Annotated in this window: 24 protein-coding genes; 17 read left to right on the top strand and 7 right to left on the bottom strand. The window is 55.2% G+C overall.

Annotation, left to right across the window (positions count from 1 at the left end):
- Nucleotides 1–58: 58 nt before the first annotated feature.
- Nucleotides 59–502 (bottom strand): tautomerase family protein, encoded by a 444-nt coding sequence (locus tag BM344_RS06555; RefSeq protein ID WP_091987416.1) that lies wholly within the window; start codon nucleotides 500–502, stop codon nucleotides 59–61.
- A 245-nt stretch (nucleotides 503–747) separates the two neighbouring features.
- Here BM344_RS06555 and BM344_RS06550 point away from each other — a divergent pair, with 245 nt between their 5' ends.
- Entirely contained in the window at nucleotides 748–2,094 is a 1,347-nt protein-coding gene (locus BM344_RS06550; RefSeq protein ID WP_091987414.1) for a S41 family peptidase, read from the top strand.
- A gap of 43 nt (nucleotides 2,095–2,137) precedes the next feature.
- A complete protein-coding gene (gene rho / locus BM344_RS06545; RefSeq protein ID WP_228143564.1) occupies nucleotides 2,138–3,307 on the top strand; it encodes a transcription termination factor Rho in 1,170 nt (389 codons plus the stop codon).
- 53 nt (nucleotides 3,308–3,360) lie between these two features.
- Here rho and BM344_RS06540 read toward each other — a convergent pair whose 3' ends face one another.
- The gene (locus BM344_RS06540) at nucleotides 3,361–4,158 is read right to left on the bottom strand and encodes a cobalamin-binding protein (protein ID WP_091987408.1); all 798 of its coding nucleotides are present in this window, start codon (nucleotides 4,156–4,158) and stop codon (nucleotides 3,361–3,363) included.
- A 44-nt stretch (nucleotides 4,159–4,202) separates the two neighbouring features.
- The gene (locus BM344_RS06535; RefSeq protein WP_091987406.1) at nucleotides 4,203–4,694 is read right to left on the bottom strand and encodes an MOSC domain-containing protein; all 492 of its coding nucleotides are present in this window, start codon (nucleotides 4,692–4,694) and stop codon (nucleotides 4,203–4,205) included.
- 197 nt (nucleotides 4,695–4,891) lie between these two features.
- Here BM344_RS06535 and BM344_RS06530 point away from each other — a divergent pair, with 197 nt between their 5' ends.
- The 5 genes from BM344_RS06530 to BM344_RS06510 all read left to right on the top strand — a co-directional run bounded on the left by BM344_RS06530 (nucleotide 4,892) and on the right by BM344_RS06510 (nucleotide 10,165).
- Entirely contained in the window at nucleotides 4,892–5,524 is a 633-nt protein-coding gene (locus BM344_RS06530; protein WP_228143563.1) for a nucleotidyltransferase domain-containing protein, read from the top strand.
- Between the two features lie 25 nt (nucleotides 5,525–5,549).
- On the top strand, nucleotides 5,550–5,906 hold the full coding sequence (locus tag BM344_RS06525) for a hypothetical protein (RefSeq protein ID WP_322853414.1): 357 nt from the start codon (nucleotides 5,550–5,552) through the stop codon (nucleotides 5,904–5,906).
- Between the two features lie 50 nt (nucleotides 5,907–5,956).
- Entirely contained in the window at nucleotides 5,957–8,698 is a 2,742-nt protein-coding gene (locus tag BM344_RS06520) for an AAA domain-containing protein (protein WP_091987399.1), read from the top strand.
- 240 nt (nucleotides 8,699–8,938) lie between these two features.
- Nucleotides 8,939–9,547, top strand: coding sequence for a DUF3592 domain-containing protein (locus BM344_RS06515; protein WP_091987397.1), 609 nt, complete (start codon nucleotides 8,939–8,941; stop codon nucleotides 9,545–9,547).
- A gap of 288 nt (nucleotides 9,548–9,835) precedes the next feature.
- Nucleotides 9,836–10,165 carry a hypothetical protein gene (locus tag BM344_RS06510; RefSeq protein WP_091990860.1) on the top strand — a complete coding sequence of 110 codons (330 nt, stop codon included), beginning with the start codon at nucleotides 9,836–9,838 and terminating at the stop codon, nucleotides 10,163–10,165.
- An 80-nt stretch (nucleotides 10,166–10,245) separates the two neighbouring features.
- On the opposite strand, the gene BM344_RS06505 is transcribed toward BM344_RS06510, so the two are convergent.
- Nucleotides 10,246–10,590, bottom strand: a complete 345-nt coding sequence (locus BM344_RS06505; protein WP_091987394.1) for a PBPRA1643 family SWIM/SEC-C metal-binding motif protein — start codon at nucleotides 10,588–10,590, stop codon at nucleotides 10,246–10,248.
- A gap of 285 nt (nucleotides 10,591–10,875) precedes the next feature.
- Here BM344_RS06505 and BM344_RS06500 point away from each other — a divergent pair, with 285 nt between their 5' ends.
- Nucleotides 10,876–11,523, top strand: coding sequence for a hypothetical protein (locus BM344_RS06500; protein ID WP_091987391.1), 648 nt, complete (start codon nucleotides 10,876–10,878; stop codon nucleotides 11,521–11,523).
- A 44-nt stretch (nucleotides 11,524–11,567) separates the two neighbouring features.
- Here BM344_RS06500 and BM344_RS17665 read toward each other — a convergent pair whose 3' ends face one another.
- Nucleotides 11,568–11,780, bottom strand: a complete 213-nt coding sequence (locus BM344_RS17665; RefSeq protein ID WP_091987390.1) for a DUF1127 domain-containing protein — start codon at nucleotides 11,778–11,780, stop codon at nucleotides 11,568–11,570.
- A gap of 112 nt (nucleotides 11,781–11,892) precedes the next feature.
- Here BM344_RS17665 and BM344_RS06490 point away from each other — a divergent pair, with 112 nt between their 5' ends.
- Nucleotides 11,893–12,774, top strand: coding sequence for a LysR substrate-binding domain-containing protein (locus tag BM344_RS06490; protein ID WP_091987387.1), 882 nt, complete (start codon nucleotides 11,893–11,895; stop codon nucleotides 12,772–12,774).
- 220 nt (nucleotides 12,775–12,994) lie between these two features.
- On the opposite strand, the gene BM344_RS06485 is transcribed toward BM344_RS06490, so the two are convergent.
- A complete protein-coding gene (locus BM344_RS06485; protein WP_091987385.1) occupies nucleotides 12,995–13,885 on the bottom strand; it encodes a LysR family transcriptional regulator in 891 nt (296 codons plus the stop codon).
- A gap of 188 nt (nucleotides 13,886–14,073) precedes the next feature.
- On the opposite strand from BM344_RS06485, the gene BM344_RS06480 reads away from it, so the two are divergent.
- The 3 genes from BM344_RS06480 (at nucleotide 14,074) to BM344_RS06470 (ending at nucleotide 16,632) form a co-directional block, all read left to right on the top strand.
- Nucleotides 14,074–14,898, top strand: coding sequence for a DUF6544 family protein (locus BM344_RS06480; RefSeq protein ID WP_091987382.1), 825 nt, complete (start codon nucleotides 14,074–14,076; stop codon nucleotides 14,896–14,898).
- Nucleotides 14,899–14,977: 79 nt separating this feature from the next.
- Complete coding sequence (locus BM344_RS06475; RefSeq protein WP_091987380.1) at nucleotides 14,978–16,273, top strand: mechanosensitive ion channel family protein; 1,296 nt, start codon at nucleotides 14,978–14,980, stop codon at nucleotides 16,271–16,273.
- Nucleotides 16,274–16,371: 98 nt separating this feature from the next.
- Nucleotides 16,372–16,632: a hypothetical protein gene (locus tag BM344_RS06470; protein WP_091987377.1), complete on the top strand. Its 261-nt coding sequence runs from the start codon at nucleotides 16,372–16,374 to the stop codon at nucleotides 16,630–16,632.
- A 34-nt stretch (nucleotides 16,633–16,666) separates the two neighbouring features.
- Here the strand turns inward: BM344_RS06470 and BM344_RS06465 are convergent, their stop codons facing one another.
- Nucleotides 16,667–17,413: an NYN domain-containing protein gene (locus tag BM344_RS06465; RefSeq protein WP_091987375.1), complete on the bottom strand. Its 747-nt coding sequence runs from the start codon at nucleotides 17,411–17,413 to the stop codon at nucleotides 16,667–16,669.
- Nucleotides 17,414–17,624: 211 nt separating this feature from the next.
- Here BM344_RS06465 and BM344_RS06460 point away from each other — a divergent pair, with 211 nt between their 5' ends.
- The 5 genes from BM344_RS06460 to BM344_RS06440 all read left to right on the top strand — a co-directional run bounded on the left by BM344_RS06460 (nucleotide 17,625) and on the right by BM344_RS06440 (nucleotide 20,438).
- On the top strand, nucleotides 17,625–18,080 hold the full coding sequence (locus BM344_RS06460; protein ID WP_091987372.1) for a metallophosphoesterase family protein: 456 nt from the start codon (nucleotides 17,625–17,627) through the stop codon (nucleotides 18,078–18,080).
- 87 nt (nucleotides 18,081–18,167) lie between these two features.
- Nucleotides 18,168–18,623: a CopD family protein gene (locus tag BM344_RS06455; RefSeq protein WP_091987371.1), complete on the top strand. Its 456-nt coding sequence runs from the start codon at nucleotides 18,168–18,170 to the stop codon at nucleotides 18,621–18,623.
- Nucleotides 18,624–18,630: 7 nt separating this feature from the next.
- Nucleotides 18,631–19,050 carry a hypothetical protein gene (locus BM344_RS06450; protein ID WP_091987368.1) on the top strand — a complete coding sequence of 140 codons (420 nt, stop codon included), beginning with the start codon at nucleotides 18,631–18,633 and terminating at the stop codon, nucleotides 19,048–19,050.
- A gap of 83 nt (nucleotides 19,051–19,133) precedes the next feature.
- Entirely contained in the window at nucleotides 19,134–19,691 is a 558-nt protein-coding gene (locus BM344_RS06445) for a GAF domain-containing protein (RefSeq protein WP_091987366.1), read from the top strand.
- Between the two features lie 177 nt (nucleotides 19,692–19,868).
- Nucleotides 19,869–20,438 (top strand): DJ-1/PfpI family protein, encoded by a 570-nt coding sequence (locus BM344_RS06440; RefSeq protein ID WP_091987363.1) that lies wholly within the window; start codon nucleotides 19,869–19,871, stop codon nucleotides 20,436–20,438.
- Nucleotides 20,439–20,463: the final 25 nt, after the last annotated feature.

The raw sequence follows: 20,463 nt of genomic DNA, 5'->3' as shown, positions 1-20,463 counted from the left end.
GGCGGTCGCTCAGCTTTTCGCACCCAGGAAAACTGGGACTGGGAAAACTGCGACAGATTTAGTAATGCGGTTGGTTGGACAAGGTGGCGCGCTTTCCCGGAGACATTCCCTTTTCCCATTCAGCTTCCTCCCCCGGCGCAGGCAAAAACCGCCCAAACTCGATCATCTGGGTCGCCGGAATGTCCTGCAGATAGATCCAGACATCTTCAGCTGTGATGTCGACGATTTGTGCGATTTCTTGCAGCATCTGGCTCATCAGGGCCTGTTTGATCTCGACGTTTCTGCCCTCCCGCACCAGGCCGTGCACATACACCTGAGGCGCGGTATTCACTCTGCCTCCCACAAAGTGGTCGCCCTCATTGGCCGCAGAAAACAGAACCTGGGCGAAGAACCGGGGAGCGCGGGTTTGGGCATTATGGGCCGCTGTGATGGCCTCGGCGATCTGTGATTTATGCTGCGGCGACAGAGACAGATTCGCGACCGTGACGGTGTAAGTGGGCATGGGAAACTCCTGCCATGGGTTGTACGTTTGCAGTGGATATCGCCACTATGGGAGTGAAGCGGGCTTGTTTCACTATAGCAACGCTTATCTGCCTGGCCCTGGCGATTTACGCTGCCGATCACGGTAGGGCGGTTGTAGGTGAATGAAGACGGTGTGGTTATGCAAAAATAGATCTGTCCCGGTTTTCCGGTTGTGTGACTGTAGCCCGACGTCTGAAAACAACAGAAACGGATCTGGAGTCCTCTATGAAACCCGCCCAACGCCCCGGCAGTTCTCTTTCCAGCCCTGATTTTGCAAGCCTGCAGGGTGTCTGGCGTTCCCAGGGTTACGGCACTGTGTTGCTGATCGAGGAAGATGGGTACACCCTTTTTGAAGAAACCAGCATCAGCTGCCTGAAGATTCATGAGGGCAGTATTGAAGAACTTGGCCACTATTACGATGACTTGGCGGTATCCCCGGGTGGCCAGGCGTTCAGTGCCCATCGGGTAACGGGCGTAGCACGCATCAGCTTCCGTCGCCTGAAAGGATTGCCCGCCACTGTTACTGAAAGTCAGAGGCACAGGGCAAAGGATCCGCAATACAACTTTGACGTTTTCTGGCGAACCTTTCACGAGCAATACGCCCTGTTTGAACTCAAGGGTGTGGCCTGGGACCAGGCGCATCAGCACTATCTTCCCCAGATTAACGCGAACCCATCACAGGAAACGCTCTTTGCCATCATGGTTGCGATGCTACGGCCCCTGCGGGATGGCCATATTCGTCTGCATTCACCCTTGGGGCATTACCGGGCAGGTGCCGAGCCGGCGCTGTTCAGGCGGCTGATACGAGAACTTGAAGACGCCAATGATGACCGGGAGCTCACCAGCTACCTGGGCGATCTCAACGAGTCGGCGCGTGACGTGATCCATGAGGATTATCTCGCAGGCGCCGTTAACCATGGCGGCAACCGGCTGGTGGAGTGGGGGCGCCTTAATGACCTCATCGGCTACCTGAATATCCGGGCCATGGCCGGGCAAAGCGGCAAGTCAGGCAAACCGGCGGCGGATCTCAATGCAGTCGACAATGTGATGAAGCGGGTGCTGGCAGAGGTTGGCGAGCTGCCCAATCTGGTGATCGATCTTCGCAATAATGGTGGAGGGTACGATGGTGTCGCACTGCGTTTTGCAGCGTACCTGATGGATCGCAAACGGCTGGCGTTCACCAAGTCAGCCCGTCATGGCAATGGATTCACCGGAAAGCAGTCTGTCTATGTCACGCCTGCCATTGAGACATATCAGGGCAACCTGTTTGTGCTGACCAGCGAGCTAACGGCCAGTGCCGCAGAAATTTTCGTGCTCTCATTGCTGCAGCATCCCCGTCTCACGCTTATTGGCGAGCCTACCCAGGGCATCCTTTCCGACACGCTTGAGCGACATCTGCCAAATGGCTGGCACCTGACCTTGTCCAATGAAATCTACCGGGCCTACGACGGTGAGATCTACGAAGATGTCGGCATCCCGCCGCACATCCGTCTCAAGTACCTTGGCCGAAAAGGGCGTGAGGAAGGCAAAGATCCGATGCTGGAGCGGGTCATTAAGCTGGTCCGAAAATAGGGACAGATTTATTTCTTTGGATACGATACTGTGTAGAGGTTGAATGCTGCCAAGTGCGGCCTTGCTCCCAGTTTTCACTCGTTCACAACCGTTCAATCATCCCACACAACGCATCCAACCCCATCGGTCAGTGCAGACCTTTGCGACGCACACTGGTTTTTTGCGGTTAGCCCATTTCGAAAAACATCTATCAAACAAGAGCTATCAAGCAATCATGACGAGAAAGACATTAGGTTTAACCGGAAAACGCAATAAAGATGCTAAGCCAGTGGCTGAGGAAGCCGAAGCCGTGGTTGAGGATGTAGGTGAGGCTGATCCACAAAAACGTTTTCTGAATGCTGTGGCAATCAATCCGGCGCCGGGGATTCGCCTGGAGTCGGGTTCCGAACAGCTCACGGTGCGCGCGATGGATTTGATCACGCCGATTGGAATGGGGCAGCGGGGATTGATCGTTGCACCGCCGGGGTCTGGGAAATCGACGGTTTTAAAACACATTTGCCAGGCGGTGGGGAAAGCGTATCCCGAGATTAAACTTTACGCGCTATTGGTAGATGAGCGACCTGAAGAGGTCACTGATTTCAGGCGTAGCGTGCCGGCTGAGGTACACGCTTCTTCTTCGGATGAGAGCTATGCGCATCACGTTCGCGTTGCCGATGAACTGCTTGATCTCGCCCGCCAACAAGCCGGAGAGGGGCACAACGTGATGATTGTGATTGATTCTCTCACGCGGCTTTCGCGTGTGCACAATGCGGAGCGCAAGAGCAGCGGTCGCACTATGTCGGGCGGGGTGGATGCCCGAGCGATGGAGATCCCGCGAAGGTTGTTTGGCTCGGCGCGAAACCTTGAGAATGGCGGCTCGCTGACCATTCTGGCAACCGTTCTGGTGGATACCGGCAGCCGTATGGACCAGGTTATCTTTGAGGAATTTAAGGGCACGGGGAACATGGAGCTGGTTTTATCGAGAGAGGTTGCGAATCAGCGAATCTTTCCCGCGCTGGATATTTCGAAAAGCAGCACACGCCGTGAAGAGCTGCTGTTGGATCCAAAAGACTTAGACAAGATAAGAGCATTGCGCCGGGCCCTTGGCGGTCTCAAGCCGCTGGAGGGCACAAAAAGGCTGGTTGAGCTGCTCGAGAAGTACCCCACAAATGCCGAGCTTCTGAAAAACATCCCCGTCAAGGGTGGTTTCGAGAACATCGTCAAGATCGGCTAGAGCAGCTTCTGTGAGAATGACCTTCCATGGTTTCATTTCCATGAATTCCCTGTCTAGGAGTTGGACGACGTTAACACCCGATCAATAATCCCACACAACGCATCCAATCCATCCGTCAGCGCGGCCGGCCCCGGCTGAAGAATCAGCGGTGATTTGATCTCATACAGGTGGTTGTTCGCCACGGCTGGAATATCCCGCCAGCCGGGCCGAGCGGCGACTTGCTCCGGGCGGAATTTACGCCCGCACCAGGAGCCGATGATGATGTCTGGTTTGCGCTGGATGACGTCTTCGGGGTTCTCGATGATGCGCTCCCGGGCACCGGGCTCGGCTGCCCGTTCCGGAAAGATATCCTCGCCACCGGCAATGCCGATCAGCTCCGACACCCAGCCAATTCCGGTGATCATTGGGTCGCCCCATTCCTCGAAGTAGACCCGGGGGCGATTGGGCGCCGCTCTTTCCGCTCTGATTCCTTCAATCCTGTCGGATAGCGCCTGGGCGTAGGCGTCGGTTTGGTCCGTGAGGCCCAGTATGCCGCCGAGGGTTCGGATCATCGAAAGGATGCCCGCGACGGTGCGTTGATTGAAGATGTGCACGGCCACGCCGCTGCGCACCAGCTCGGCTGCGATGTCGGCCTGCATGTCTGAGAACCCCACCACCAGGTCTGGCTTCAGTTCCAGGATTTTCCCGATCTTGGCGGAGGTGAAGGCAGAGACCTTGGGCTTTTCCTTCCGTGCTCTTTCGGGCCTGACGGTGAAGCCGGATATACCGACGATGCGATCCTCAGCGCCGATGGCGTAGAGGGTTTCTGTGGTTTCTTCGGTTAGGCAGACAATTCGCTGGGGATAATTCATCGGGGCACTATAACGCTGAAGCGGGAGATTTGCGCGTTGGGATGTTAGTCGCAGACCCGAACGTCATCCCCAAGCCCAATCTCCCCCGCCTCAACCACCCGCGTTGTGATTCCGCCATGCCCCCGCATGGCGTTGTAACCACCAGGCCCAAGCGCGGTCTCCATCTTGCTGCATGGGTGGCAAAGGCCGGTGTATTCCAGCACCACGCTGCCAATTCGGAATTGCTTGCCCTTCAGCGCCAGCAGGTTCAGGCCAGACACCACGATGTTGCGCCGGAAAACCTCGGGTGCGATGGCCTCGCGGTGAAGACAGGAGGCAATGGCGCTCAGGTGCTCCTGCTGGATCAGGGTGACCTGGCGTTTGCTGGTGTCGCGACCCTTGAATCGGTCGCCCTCCAGGCCCTTGCCCGGGGTTACCGCCACGCTGTTGAGGACCTGCATGGGCTCACCGCGTGCGGGACGGATGCCAATCCATTCCACGCGGCCGCATTGGGGGAGGGTATCCAGCAGGGTTTGAAGTGGGGTTGGTTCAGGCATCGGTGCTCGCTCGTTCACAGGGGCGAAACAGCTTCGCCCTCCGATAGTCACGAAGGTACCAAAAAATTGGAGAAAACCCAGTCTTTTGGCCAGGCGTAAGCGCACTGTTTGTGGCAGCGCGCCATCAGAGGAGTGGGAGTGCTTTTCGCACCCATTTTGGGTATGATTGTACCTTTATTGGGTATTTTAGGGGTTGTATGGGAAATCAACAGCACTCGACACAAATGGGAATGGCGGACGCGCTTTTCCCCTCAACTCGGCAAAAGGTTTTAAAGCTCTTTTTCTTGAGGCCCGATACCGAATTTGCTCTACGTGAGGTAATCGATGCGGTTGGTGCAGGGTCGGGCGCAGTGCAACGAGAAGTGGCGCGGCTGGTAGATTGTGGACTTGTTTTTCAAGATCTACGAGGCCGGCAAAAGCGCTACAGGGTAAATCGAGAATCCCCGATTTACGCTGAGCTTGCTTCTCTGGTGACAAAATTGCTTGGCCCAGAATCTCAGATCAATGCGGCGTTGCAACCACTGTACCCTGAGATTGATGTTGCGTTGCTTTACGGCTCAGTGGCGAAGGGTGTTGATCACGCAGGAAGCGATGTTGATCTGTTGTTAGTATCCGACACTGTGAGTCTGGAAGATATTTTCGAAACACTTGATCCGGCAGAACGTTCGCTCGCCCGCACCATTAATCCCACGGTGTATACTCGAAGCGACTTCACAAGCCGTCTTGTGAAACAGCAGTCTTTCCTTACCAGGGTCCTGGATGGGCCTTACATCCTACTTAAAGGGAATTTGGATGAATTCGGAATCTCTCGACAATCTGGTCAAGATTAATAAGCTCCATCGGGAGCCTCCCGATGTGGAAGAAATCAAAGGATTGATACGCTCTGGGACCGTTCGTTTGAACGATGCACGTCTCGAATCGCTAAGCATCGAAAGCCGTTTTGATCTCTCGTATAACGCTGCACATGCGCTGTCCCTGGCTGCCTTACGGCATTGCGGCTATCGGTCGGACAATCGCTATCTCGTTTTTCAATGTTTACAGCACACCCTGGGGTTGTCGGCGGCGAAATGGCGAGTGCTTGATCAAGCTCATAAAAAGAGAAATCTGGCGGAATATGAGGGGGAGATCGACCTGAGCCCATCCCTGGTTCAGAGTGTTCTCCAAATTGCAGAAGAGATCGAGCATGCCGTGTTCAAGCTGACGGGCGATTGAAGGAATCTTGATGAATAACGCTTTTTCGCATTGGTTCAGGGCGCTGTGGCATGGTTCGGATTGAAATGAGTGGTCAGGATAAAACTGACCAAATCTCTGATTGGGAAATTAAACGTTCAAGAACGTCTTTTGACCTGGAAGTCCGTTTCCCGTCCGGAAAGACCTTTCGACGGCCATTGGCCGATTGCAAGATAGAACCGACAGAGGTCTTCGAAAATTGCCTGCTCTCGAAAGATTCGGGACGCTCCTACCAAGAGGCAAAGAAGGTCGCTGTGTTTGGTAAAAAGCAGGCGCTGGTTCGCTATCCCAATTCAGAAAAGGATTATTTATTCAAACGAGAAAATGTTGTTATTGAGCAATCTGCCAATTTCAAACAGGGTACGGTTTACCAATACTTTCTTAAGGTCGCCGAGGCGAGAGCAAGAACAGGTGCGTCGACAAAAGATGACGAGGCGTTTTCGCCGGATAGCCTCTTACAGAACCAGCTAGATAAACTTCTGCCGAATCCTGATTCGGTATTGAACGCCTACTTCTCAGGTGCATCTTTGTCCCGAGAAGCTCCTGAACAACTCATATTTCCATTCGGTCTTAATGAAAGTCAGCTTTTAGCAACCCGGCGGGCTTTCCAATCTCAGGTAAGCGTTATTCAGGGCCCTCCTGGAACGGGCAAAACGCAGACCATCTTGAACATCATCGCTAACATTCTCCTGCAGGGAAAAACCGTTGCGGTTTTGTCCAATGCCAACTCGGCGGTGGAGAATATCTATGAAAAACTGAAGACTCATGACCTCGACTATCTATCGGCGCAGCTGGGGAATCGTGACAACCGTAACCGGTTCTTTGAAGATCCACCTTCGATCCCCGAGTTAGCCTCCGCACCAGCAGACGTCGTACCCACTCTAATGGACATCACTCGACAGCTCGGTGCGATTGAGAAGGTACTTGATGCTCAAACCAAAGCGGCTTTGTTAAAGGCCGATATTAGAGAGTTGTTGGCAGAAGCCCGCCATTTAACGCAGTGGATAGAGGATGATCCGGAATCCGCTGGTGAGTGTTTCGACTCGAAGCTTTCAGCGAAGTACCAATTTCCCGTAAGCCAACTAATCGAACTGATCGCATTTTTAAACCTTCTAGAAGACAAACCCATCTCTCTGCGCGATCGCCTGACACTTTTCTTCCGTTACCGAATTGTCCGTACGAAATATTTTCGCACCACGAAGCAGCGAAATGGCCTTGTACAGCTGCTTCAGAAGCAATATTACGAGAGAGCCCTGCAACAGAAAGAGCTAGAGCTGGAAACTGTCCAAAAGACTCTTCAAGACAACGATCTGGAAGCGTTGATGCTCGAAATTGCCAAGTCATCTCTTGCGTATTTGCGGTCAGAGTTGGGTCGGAGGAAATGGCCGCACATCGATTTGAACGGGGCGGCTCATCGCCAATTGCCCAAGGACTTTTTTCAGCGTTTTCCGATTGTCGGAAGCAGTACCCACTCGGTTTTGGCATCGCTAGGGGCTGGCACTGTGCTTGATTATGCCATCATCGATGAGGCCTCCCAGCAGGACATCTTGCCCGGAATTCTGGCAATGAGCTGTGCCCGCAACCTTATTATTGTTGGCGATACAAAACAGCTCAAACCGGTTCTTAAACCGATCGAGCTGGCTCCGCCCGACGAGAAATACGACTGTTCAACGCAAAGTTTGCTTGATTCATGTCTCAAGGTTTTCGGTGAGACCGCACCGGTCACTTTGCTGAGAGAGCATTACCGATGTGACCCCATGATCATTCAATTCTGCAACCAGCAGTTTTACGATAACCAACTCATCCCCATGACCGAGGGGACGCATCCAGATCCCATGCGGCTGATTGTTACAGCCAAAGGTAATCACGCTCGAGGATTCAAAAACCTTCGTGAAATAGACTCGATTCTCCACACTCTGGAGGGCGCTGAGAAAGGACTGTCTGAAGATTTGGATGGGCGAGGTTTTATCGCGCCTTACAATGCTCAGGTGGATCTTGCGGAAGGGGCATTGCCCGCTGATTTCGCGAGTAAAACTGCGCACAAATTCCAGGGCAGGGAGTGCGATGAAATCGTTTTTTCCACAGTTCTGGACAAAAAGTCTGCAGATGACCATCAGCAGACAAGTTTTGTCGATGACCCTCAACTTGTTAACGTTGCTGTTTCACGTGCAAAAAAGCAATTCACCCTCGTAACAGGCGACGAGGTATTCAATAGAGCGCAAGGCCATATTGCGGCACTGGTCAGGTATATCGAGTATTACGGTTCTGGCGGGCCGAATCAGGTCATCAGGTCCCCTGTGGTCTCGGCATTCGACTTGTTGTATCGAGAGTATGACAGCTCGCTGAACCGATTGAAGAATCTGCTTCGATCTTCGGACTCTGACTTCAAGTCAGAGCAAATCGTTGCCCAGATTCTTCGTGAATCCCTTACTCGGGATTCCAATCGGGATCTCAAAGTTTTCCCCCAAATTCCCTTGAATCAGATCGTTTCCGCCCGTTCGCTGTCACTGACGAAAGACGAAACAGCATTTTTGCACTCCCGAAGTAGCTGCGACTTTGTCATTTATTACAAAGTCGGCAAGAAACCCCTTGCGGTGATTGAAGTAGACGGCGGGTCACATGAGTCAGATGTTCAGCGGCGTCGGGACGCCTTGAAGGACAGTATTCTCCGAAAAGCAGGCGTTGAAATACTGCGGTTGAGTACCGTCCAGAGCCAGATTGAAGAACGTATCGCCAAGTTCTTGCATCGAATACAGGGTTACTCACTTCAGTAAGCTAGTAAAATCCAGTCTGAGTGTTGAAACCCAAATCGGGTAAAAATATACCCATTTTAGGTATCTTGGCGAGCATACAGGATTCAGTTCGAGTCGCTTTCGATTGTAACCAGCCCCTTCTCCGGCTGGCACACCAAAGGGGAAATTGTTCAAAAACCGGGACAGAGCTTTTTCCGGATTTCTTATCGAGATCCATTTTTGCTGGTTCACTGTTAGGCCAGCCGTCACAAGGAATCTAAAATGCGAAGGAAACGCACAACAGACTGGCCGCTGCTCTGGTCAGCGGTAAAGGATCATGCCGGCTCCTTTTTCTTGCTCCTGAGCATGGGGCTGATATTCGCATCTGCCGGAGGCGGGGTTTTCTTTCTTGGCTTTGGTGAATGGGGGGCCATGTTATTCGGTGGATTCTTTGCACTGATTGGCCTCGCTCTGTTTGTCTATTCTTTTGTAAGCGCCCACTCAAGCATCGGTTATTACTACGGCCTGGCCCTGTTGAGAAAGTACGGCATGGAAGTGGATGGCGTTCTGACTCGGAAAGAGGCGGAGTGCCAGTTAAATCAGGTTTTTGACCACAACAACAGGTTGAAAGGCGAGTATTACAGCTGTCATCTGCTCGTTGAATTTGACTATCAGTTCAACGGGCGCAACCACAGCGGGGCGTATTATCTGAACAAGGCCGATCTGTTCGATAAACTTCGCGAAGGGGATCGTTTGCCGCTGAAGGTGTTGCGGCTCGACCCTTCAGTCCACAAGGTTCGGGAGCGTCGGCTGTCCAACATGCTCAGGGGGCGTGAGCCCGAGCAGCCGTCTCAGATTCCTGCTGGGGCGGAGATTTCTCAGTTGGCGTGAGTGAAGTGCATTTTGCCGGCACCGCCAAAGCCAGCCTCCGGGATCTCGCAGAAGAGTTCGACGGGATGAATGACGGGAAACGCGTGACTCTGCCGCACTGAACGCATTCCTTAACTTTCCGTAACCTGTTGAAATATAACGTTATCGTAACGGGTGGTGTTACTCGCACGTTTGGTACTCTCGAAGTGATGGCAAATCTGACAAGTGGCGGATGGGGCGATGGATACCGTGGTTTCCTGCCTGTCCCACGGAGCTGGTCAGATAACCTGAACCATGGGAGTTATGTCTATGAACATCAAATCACTGCTGGTTTTTTTGACGTTGAGTGCCACCTCACTGGGTGCTGTGGCCGATGACACCGCCGACGCAGCCCTGGGTGGCGGTATCGGTGGCGCGATTGGAGCTGCCATTGGCAATGAGGTAGGTGGCCGGGATGGTGCTATCCTCGGTGGTGCCGTCGGTGCGGCAACGGGAACCGCCATTACCACACGGGATCACGATAGAGACTACTATCGGGACCATGATCGTCGCCGCTACGACCATGACGATCACCGCTCGTACCGGAAGTCCCGCGGCCATTTCTGCCCGCCGGGGCAGGCGAAGAAGGGTAACTGCTGAATTGCGACGGGCCAGCGTGATTACGCTGGCCTCGTTCTGCTGCGGCTATCGAGAAACCACCCTCTACTCTAGGGCGCTAGTTAGCCGCAGCACTTCTTGAATTTGAGTCCACTACCGCAGCTGCAGGCGTCGTTTCGGGAGGGTGGCTTCACCGTTGTCACTGTCCCACCTTTGTTCAGGATAGCGGTGAGCTCGTTGATGGATTCAACAGCGCCCTCGCCGGTATCAACCGTAATCGTCGCGTGCAGCTTCGCCTCGGCCACCTGAGCCTCAATCTCCTGCTTGCGCGCCTCGTTGGTCACTACCAGCGTGAGCGGGTATTTCTTACTGCCGCTCTTCTGGCTGGCTTTGGTCTGAAATCCGCCATAGGCGGTGTGGTGCTGGCGGGCGTCCTGCCTGCCCTTGTAGAAAAATTTGTCTGACATGCTGAAATCCTGATGGGAAAATGCCCGAGCTGCTGCCGGGAGGAGTCTTTTAGCATGCTTGTGGGAACGGCGATATAGGCAGAACTATTTTTCAGGCGTTTCTCGGTTATGCGGGTTGGGCGTTCCTTCGCTCGGCGTTTTGGGGTGGTTGCTTGTGGCGCCCGAGGCAATGAGTTTGCGCCAGCAGTTGGGTTTTGATTTGGCGAGGTCTTTATAGCTGTTTGCTGGTGGATTCACAATCAACGCCTGACTAAGCTCAGTTGATACGTGTTAGAGGACAGACTTGTGATCAGGAAATGGCTCAGTCAATGGCGCTCGGAATCGCTGGATCCGCTCTCTCGGAACATAGGCATCGCGAAAACCAACCTCCTGGATCTCGCGGGAGAATTCGACAGTCCCGCCCTGCGGGAGCGAATCGATGACATTATCCGGTTCGTCGGTACCTACGATAAACGGGCACTGGTCGCCAGTTACCGGTCTCAGTTAGACACGATGTTTGATGAGCTTGCGAGCTCCCAGGACGGCGACCGTGTAGAAGCCGTCTTCATTGAACACGATTTGTGGAGTCAGAAGGCGGTGATGGCCTGCTTCGGGGGCGGGGACTATGCACTCATGGACGGATCCGATTATCTCGATTCCGGTGCGTTCGGAGATCACCTGATCACCCTGACTGGGGAGTTCGATTACTCGGAACTCTGGTCGGTCATTGACGAAGATGAGTTATCCGGCTTCGAAGACAGCCACTGCCCGGACAGTGGTTTGTTGGGGTTCACCAAGGACTACCTCGCGGCGGTGTCTTTCCTGTACATGAGTCGGGCGCTTCAGGAGTTGCAGGAGGCCCGTACCTCTGCCCACCTGGTGAATCGCGTTCATGTTTATGCCAATGAGCACGACGGCGAGCACGTGACCTTGTCCGCTCCTTTTTCTGAGTAACGCCTTTTAAAATTCCAGTGCCCACATCGACAGCGATGTTGGTGTTACTCAGTCCAGAAAGGCTTCCGGGCTTCCTGTTCGGCATCGACTCTTGAGATGCCGATGTCTCGCAGCATGAAGTCAGGCAGGCGGGCAAGTTGTCGGCGAGTTCTCCAGTTCACATGCCATCTGCTGATTCTATGGATCAGACTGTTTTTAACGGCTTTACTGTTGTGAACGTATCTGGCTGCCTGAGCAGAGGAGGAAGCGGCTGACATTGTGGTTCTCCTTTACTGTAAAGTTCAGGCTTATTGTTTCGTTTGGACTGCGGCCGGACAAACGGGTTAAACTGGCAAATACTTAATTTAAAGTTAACCGTAGGTTGTGGGTATGCAGGTGCTTCCTCCCCTCAGGGCTCTACAGGCTTTCCGGTACGCAGCCAGAGATCTCAGCTTTAAAGCTGCGGCTGAGGCGCTGAACATCTCCAATGCGGCGGTCAGCTCACATATTCGGGGGCTGGAAGAGTTTCTTGGAATGAAGCTGTTCGTGAGACTGACTCGAGAGGTGAAACTGACCCCTGAAGGAAGCCGTCTGTCGGGATTCATTGAAACGGGCTTTCAGGAGATTGAACGGGGAATTGCCACGTTTGCGCCGAATTCAGACCCGACAAATCTGAAAGTGTCGACGTTGCCCTCTTTTGCAAACCGTTGGTTGATGCCCAGAATCAGTCGGTTTCAGGACAAGTACCCTCATGTAAAGCTCAGTATCATGCCCAGCTTCAGCCTGGTGGACTTTCAAGGTGATGGTGTTGATCTGGCCGTTCGTTTCGGGAAGGGAAATTATCCCGGGCTGGAGTCCCGGCTATTCATGGAAGAATCCCTTGTTGTGGTTTGCCACGAGGCGCTTGTTGGGGACCGCAAAATCGAGATTTCTGACCTCGCAGCCTTGCCCTGGCTCGTTGATGAATCCATTGATATGCAGGGCTCATGGACCGAGTTTCAGAAAGCCCTTGGTATTGATATTCCCGACACGGCTATCAAACTCGCCGTGAATGAGGCATCTGCCCAGGTAGAAGCGGTTCTTGCCGGACGTGGCATTTCCTTGGTTCGCTACACCCTGGTCGCCGATATGCTGGAAGCCGGGCTCTTGATCCGGCCGATCAATTTCTCGATGCCCGCGGAGTATCACTACTACCTGGTTGCCCCAGAGGCCAAGTTCAGAACCGAAAAGGTCAGAGCATTTGTGTCCTGGATTTCCTCGGAGATTTCCTGAAGCCTTTTCCTTTTCCCAAGGCTCTGAAAAGCCGAATGAAAGCATCCCGGCGAGCGGCCTGGTTGCGCCTTTCGATCTTTTTTAACTCCGGCAGCGATGTGTAATACATAGGATGATCCTTATGGCTTTCTGGTTGCAGTGGCTTTAAGACACTTTAAGCTGTACTTCTGGGCACAGGGAACGCCCAAACACGCAAGCCAGAATTGCACATGCGAACAAGTTAGTTCGCGTTGAGATTGAGCCTCAGGGCATCGCCTATCACTCGGGTAAACTCGCGGATGCGTTTTACCCGTTTCAGGTCGGGATGGGTCAGTATCCAGAGCGGAATGGCCAGGTCTTCAACCGGTGGCGTCAGGCGTACCAGGTCGTCATCGGACTCGCCCAGATAACAGGGCAGGATCGCGATGCCTGAGCCTGTTTTCACCGCTGTCCACATGCCAAGCATGCTGTCGATTCGATACGTGCAGGCATTGCTCACCTCCTGCTGAGCCATCCAGGCTTCCAGCTTGCCGTTGCCCATATGAATGTCGGGGCCAACCCAGTGATGGCCACGCAGTTCGCTGACGGCAAGGCGCGACTCACTCCACCGGTTGGCGGCCCCATATACGGCCTGCTGAATGACGCCAGCCTTTCTGCCGATCAGGGTTTCAGGGGGTGTTGAAGTGGGACGTATGGCAATGTCAGCCTCCCGCTTACTCAGGCTGTGAAGCTGATTCGAAATCACGACTTCCAGCGAGATATCCGGGTAGTTCTTGCGAAACTGTTGAAACATTGGCGCCAGCAGCCCTGTAAACAGAGTGTCTGTGGTGGTCACCCGGATCGACCCTGAAAGCTTGAGATCCTGTCCGGCAAGCCGACGTTCCACATCCGTGATGTCCCGGCTCATCCTCTGCGCAACAGCAAACAGGTCTTCGCCGGCCGGGCTCGGTGAATAACCGCTGCGTGAGCGTTCAAACAGTTCTACGCCCAGGCGTTCTTCCATGCTGTTGAGCCTCCGAAAAACGGTGGCATGGCTGAGTCCCAGCTTTCTTCCTGCGCCAGAGAGCGTGCCCGCCTCTGCAACGGCCGCGACGATTTGAAGGTCATCCCAGCGGATTTGATGTTCATTCATGAAAGGATGATGTTAATAGTTGGTGAATTATTGTACGAGTGAGGACAGACTAGGGGAAAAACGGGGACAGATCTATTTTTTGGTCAGTTCGGTTGTTTCTTTGAGGGTTCAGAGCTGATCTGAATCATAAACTTCGCAGCGGCCTCCGTGCTGCGAAGGCCGATTGAGGAGGTTATCCAGTGAGTACGATGGCCCTTGTGCTTGGGTTGTTTGTGGTGATTCTGCTGGGGCTGGCGGCCTGGCGGCTTCTCGATCACCGGGCAGACCACGAGGCCATGCGCAAGCTTGAAGGCACACAGCCTGCGAGCCCGCCAGTCTTTACCCCTGAGATGATCACTGACCTGCCGGAACCGGCACGGCGCTATTTTCTGTACACCATTCAGCCCGGCACGCCGCTTCGTACGGTCGCCCGTCTCCGCATGGTTGGGCGCTTTGGTATGGGGAACCGGGAGAACCCGAATTATCTGGATTTCGAGGCCACCCAGGTGCTGGCTATGCCGTCCGGATTTGTCTGGAAGATGCGCGCGCGGCGGGGGCTGTTGCGGCTGTCTGGTTCCGACAGCCAGCGGTGGACACGGTTCTGGCTGATGGGGCTGCTGCCGATTGCCCGCTTCGGTGGCGATGCGGACCATACCCGTTCAGCGTTCGGCCGCTATGTGGCTGAGTCCGTCTTCTGGTCGCCGGCGGCGCTGCTGCCGGACCCGGGTGTTACCTGGGAGGCGTTGGGAGCTGATCAGGCGCGGGTGACCGTGGACCATGGTGACCTTTCACAGTCGGTGGATCTCTCGGTGTCGGCCGATGGCCAACCGCTACTGGTGCGTTTTCAGCGCTGGAGTAACGCCAATCCCGAGAAACAGCATCGGCTGCAGTCTTTTGGGGGCTATCTCTCCGAATTCCGTACCTTCGACGGTTTCCGCCTGCCAACCCACGTGGAGGCGGGCAACCACTTCGAGACCGAGCAGTACTTTCCGTTTTTTGTGGCGGATTTGACCGCTGTTGATTTCGGCCGTTAGTGCAACCCCGAAACAGACTTGTTTCTAGCCTCCTATACTGAGGGTAGGCTGAGTGCTGAAAGGCAGAGCCACTCAAGGAATGCTCGTTAACCGGGAGTTGTCGATGGGGGAGAGCTGGCAGCAATTGCTGGAGGCCATGCAGGGGATACGCCCGGAGGAGGTTATCCCGCAGGTTGTTGTGCTGGTGTTTGCGGGATTGGCGGCGCTCTATGCGCATCGCCTAATTGCCCGACTGACCTCGGTGGACTCCCGGGGCGTTCGACACGTCACCAAGCGCACCATCCGCCACCTCGCTTTTCCGGTGTCGATGCTGCTGGTGGTTCTGCTGGGGCGCGCGTTGTTAGCCGCGTTAAGTCTGGGCCACTGGGCGCTGGATCTCGCTATCCCGCTGCTGATCTCCTTCGCGCTGATTCGCATCCTGGTGTACATGTTGCGCATGGGCTTGCGTAGCGGCCCTCTGGTCGAGGCTTCGGAAACTGCCATCAGTATCCTGATCTGGTTTGTGGTGGGCCTGCACCTCGTCGGCTTGCTGCCCGCAGTGCTGGCGGCCATGGACGGCCTCGCCTTCTCCGTGGGTGAACTGCGCATATCCCTGCTGGCGGTTATCAAGTTGCTCCTGCTGACTGGCCTCGTGTTGGTGGTTGCCATCTGGCTCTCGGGCATGATCGACCGTCGGTTGTCCCGGTCGCCAAGTCTGAGCCCCGGCGCGGCCGTCGGTTTCTCGAAAGTCAGCAAGCTGGTGTTGATGATCGTTGCTGGGCTGTCGGTTCTTAACCTGGTCGGCATTGATCTGACCGGCCTGGCAGTGTTCGGCGGCGCTTTGGGTGTTGGTCTGGGCTTCGGCCTGCAACGGATCGCCAGCAATTTTATCAGCGGCTTTATTCTGGTGTTCGACCGCTCGATTCGTCCCGGTGATGTGGTCAGCATCGGCGAGAAGTTCGGCTGGGTGGTCGCCATGCATGCCCGCTACGTGGTGGTGCGCAACCGCGACGGCGTGGAGACGCTCATTCCCAATGAAAACCTGATCACCAGTGAGGTGATTAACTGGTCGTTTTCAGATCCCAACGTGCGGCTCAAAATCCCGGTGTCCATAAGCTACAGGGATGATGTGGAGCGTGCCATGGACATCATTCTGGAGATCGCCTCGGAGCACCCCAGGGTGATCTCAGCGCCGGCGCCGGTGTGCCAGTTACGGGAGTTTGGCGACAACGGCATTCGTCTGGAGGCCCGGGTCTGGGTGGCAGATCCCTCCGCCGGTTTTGGTAATGTAAGCTCCGACATCAACCTGGAGATCTGGCGCCGGTTCAAGCAGGAAGGCATCACCATTCCGTTCCAGCAGCACGACGTTTACATCAAGGAAATGCCGTCGAAATGAGCCAACCCGGAGTAGGTGGGACGGAGCTACTTCACGTACCGCTTTCCATCCGCATCGACTATGCTTTTTAAGGACGGATGGATACAAGGAGAACCACCATGCGCTTTCTTTCTGTTTTACTCGCAACCCTGCTGTTTTCTGCACCGGCGCTCAGTGGCCAGTGCCCTGTTCTGATGAAACAGGTTGACTCTCAGATGGAGTCCGCCGATCTGGATGCAAGCACCCGGGCCGAGGTTGAGAAACTCCGTGCCAAAGGCGAGTCGTTTCATAAGGCGGGCAAACACGCACAATCCGAAAAGACGCTCCGGAAAGCTATCGAGAAAATAGACGCGGCTGTTGAGCAGGCTGCCGGGACTTGATCCGATCGGAACGCCGGTCGCTCGAAGCGCCGGCCTATTTCTCCGGGCTCTTGATGTAGAGTGTGTTTTTGTCCCGAACGTTCATCTCGAAGAGCTCGCTGGCCCGAATGAGATCACTCAGTTTCTTGTACCCGTAGTTAACGGGGGAGAAGGAGCTGTTGTTGGATATGTAGGTGCCCACCGCCCCCAGATGCGCCCAACCGTCGTCATCGGCCGTTTGCTCCACGGCTGTGCGCAGTGTCCGGACCAGTAGCGCATCGCCTCGAAGCTCCTTGCGCGTTCGCTTGGCGGTTGGTTTTGGTTTGGCAGGGCTGCCGCTTTCGTTGTTTTCCCCCTCTTCACTTTCTTCCCGAAGGTTCTCCGTGTAGATGAACTGGGAACAGGCGTTCACGAAGGGCATGGGGGTTTTACGCTCACCAAAGCCGAATACCGGCAGCCCCGCTTCCAGTATGCGCATCACCAGCGGCGTGAAGTCGGAATCACTGGTCATCAGTGCGAAAGCGTTAACGTTGCCGCTGTAGAGCAGGTCCATGGCATCGATGATCATGGAGGCGTCGGTGGCGTTCTTGCCGGCGGTGTAGGCAAATTGCTGCACCGGGCGAATGGCGTTGGCGTGCAGCTTTTCAATCCAGCCGCCCAGCTGCGGGCCATTCCAGTTGCCGTGGGCGTGGCGCACGTTGACGGCCCCGTACTTGGCCAGCTCCTGGAGCACGCCTTCGATGGACTGGTGGCTGACGTTGTCGCAGTCGATCAGCAGGGCAATTTTGTAGTTGTTGTTCATGGTCTTGAGAGGTCCTTGTCTCTGTGGGTTGGATGAATGGTAGCAGTTAATGCAAGGGGGTGGTCCGCGCAAGACTTGTTCAAAAGGTGAGGATGGAATGCCCGGTACGCCTCAACTGCAGCCCTGCCGCTTTTCGTTTGGGGCCTGGTTACGGTTACTATGTTCTTCGGATTTTGTCGGAATTCATTGAAGTGATGGAAGGAGCGTGTGCGTGCAAATCGGCGTAATCGCAGACACTCACAGCAAGATGCGTCCCGAAGCCCTGGAAGTTTTGGAAGGCTCGGATGTCATCCTTCATGCCGGTGACGTCGGCCGGGATGAGGTTCTGGAAGCGCTGGAGGCGATCGCACCGTTGGTCGCGATTCGGGGCAACATCGACAAAACCGGCCGTGCGTCGACGCTTCCGGATGTTCGGGAGCTGGAATATCTGGGCAATGCGTTCTACATGCTCCACGATGTCAAAACCCTCGATTTTGATCCGCAGGACCGGTACCGCGTGGTCATCGCTGGCCATTCCCATAAGCCCCGCAATGAGTGGATTGGCGATGTGCTTTACTTCAATCCAGGCGGCGCCGGTCCAAGGCGATTTACGCTGCCGATCACGGTAGGGCGGTTGCAGGTGAGCGACGACGGGGTTGTGGGTGAAATCATTGAACTGCCTGTTTGAGGGGAGGGCCTTCGGCCTGGCAGGCATCGGGGTTGCCATCGTAAATATCAAATCTGATCGAACACACAGTTTCCAGGGAGTTGCCTTATGGGCCTAGCTATCGCACTGCACGTTCTGTCCGCCGTGGTCTGGGTTGGCGGTATGTTTTTCGCGTACATGGCCATGCGCCCGGCCGTGGTTGAGGTGATTGATGCTTCTCAGAGAGGTGCGCTTTGGTGTGCCACGCTTTCCCGGTTTTTCCGGTGGGTCTGGGCAGCCGTGATTCTGTTGCTGGTAACCGGGTACTGGATGGTGTTCGGCGTATTTGGCGGTATGGCCGGCGCGGGCTGGCATATTCATGCGATGCAGGGGCTGGGCATTGTGATGATGCTGCTTTTCTTTCACGTGTATTTTGCCCCGTTCCGCCGGCTGAAGCAGGCGGTTGCCAATCAGGATCCGCAGGAAGGCGGGCGTCAGGTGGCGAAGATTCGCAAGCTGGTAGGCACCAATCTGATTCTCGGGCTGATTGTGGTCATTATCGGGGCCGGTGGGCGGTATCTGTAGACTCAATATGAACTCGCACACTGACGCAGTTCGTAGCCCGTGGATCCGCTTTCTCTCGAACCTGTTCGTGGTCCTCGTGGCCTGGACGATCTTTATCAAGTATCTGTTCCCGATCGGCTTTGCCTGGGCGCACGATGAGGCATGGACAACCTACATTTATTGGGACCTGTGGCCAGCTGCCCATCTCTGGCTGGCCTGGGCGCTATTGGCCAGGCCCCGGTATACGCGCGTGCTGGCCATTGGCATGTCGGTGGTTGAGATCCTGATTATCACCACGCTTTTCGTCTGGTTCCTCTCCGATCCGGAGTGGTCCATCTGGCGCACCAACTGGTTTGTGAATAAGCTGTTTGTGCTGACTGCGTTTGCGCTGGTGCTGGGTACGGCGCTGCTCCGGCCTGAGAGTCTCAAGGCACGGGCTTCTCGATAACCTTCCCGAATTAAGGGGGGTCGCTGGCAGAGGTCGCCTGCTCTTATATACTGAAGGGAGCGGATAGCTTCGAGGGAGCGGCCATGAGTGACAACGGATATATAGCACCAGCCGTCACAGAGCATGAAGAGGAGCGTCTGGCGGTATTACACGACCTGGAGCTTCTGGATACGGCCTCCGAATTGCGGTTCGACCGGTACACGAGCCTGGTGGCGGATGTGTTCGGATTCCCCATCGTATTGATCACCCTCGTGGACCGCGATCGGCAATGGTTCAAATCCAGACTGGGTTGGAATCTGAAGCAGTGCTCCCGGGATATTTCCTTCTGCGGTCATGCCATCCTCGAAAACTCTCTGATGGTTGTTCCCAACGCACTGGATGATCCGCGTTTTGCGAATAATCCGTTGGTCACTGAGGACCCCAAAGTTCGTTTTTACGCCGGCGCTGTGGTTCGCGGGCCTTCCGGGTATCCGCTTGGCACGCTCTGTGTGCTGGATTATTACCCCAGGTATTTCGACGACGAGCACCGGTCCCTGCTGCGCCGATTCGCTGACCTGGTCGAGAACGAAATAGCCCATGATGCGGATCTGCTGGCGCTGAAAAGGAATCTGTACGCGCGCAGGAAGTCCGGCCCCAACTAAGTTGCTTTGAATCAGCCCCTTGCCGCCAAGCTGGTTGATACAACTGGTCGACCTGACTTTGATTTGCCCGATCCTGTAGTAATCCTTTAATACCCGCCTGCCACCGGCCACTGCTACTGTTTCCTGACCCGGCAAAACAAACACAAGGAGGAAACAGCCATGAGCTCGCAAACAGCAATGAGCGGGAAGAAGATTCTGATGATCACCGGTGATTTCACCGAAGACTACGAAACCATGGTGCCATTGCAGGCGCTGCAGGCGGTGGGCCACACGGTGCATGCCGTGTGCCCGGACAAGAAAGCGGGCGATACGGTGGCCACGGCCATTCACGATTTCGAGGGCGACCAGACCTACAGCGAAAAGCCCGGCCATCGCTTTGCCCTGAACGCAGATTTCGAGGGCCTGGACCCTGCCAGGTACGATGCCCTGGTGGTGCCTGGCGGTCGAGCCCCGGAATATCTGCGGTTGAACAAGGATGTACAAAAGCTGGTTCGCCATTTCTTCGAGACCAACAAGCCAGTGGCGGCCATCTGCCATGGCGCCCAGTTGTTGGCAGCAGCCGGTGTGCTGGAGGGCCGCAAGTGCTCTGCCTATCCGGCGTGTCAGCCGGAGGTGGAACTGGCCGGCGGCACCTTTGCCAGCATTGAAGTTGATCAGGCGGTCACCGATGCTAATCTGGTAACAGCGCCCGCGTGGCCAGCGCACCCGGCCTGGTTGGCGCAGTTCTTCAAGTTACTGGATCAGTAACACCAGCGGGGGCCGGTCCGCCGGC

Origin of the sequence: Marinobacter gudaonensis (assembly GCF_900115175.1) — a bacterium.
GTDB classification, from domain to species: Bacteria; Pseudomonadota; Gammaproteobacteria; order Pseudomonadales; family Oleiphilaceae; genus Marinobacter; species Marinobacter gudaonensis.
The sequence above is the reverse complement of the archived record's forward strand: the minus strand, read 5'-3'. Positions and strand labels throughout refer to the sequence as shown.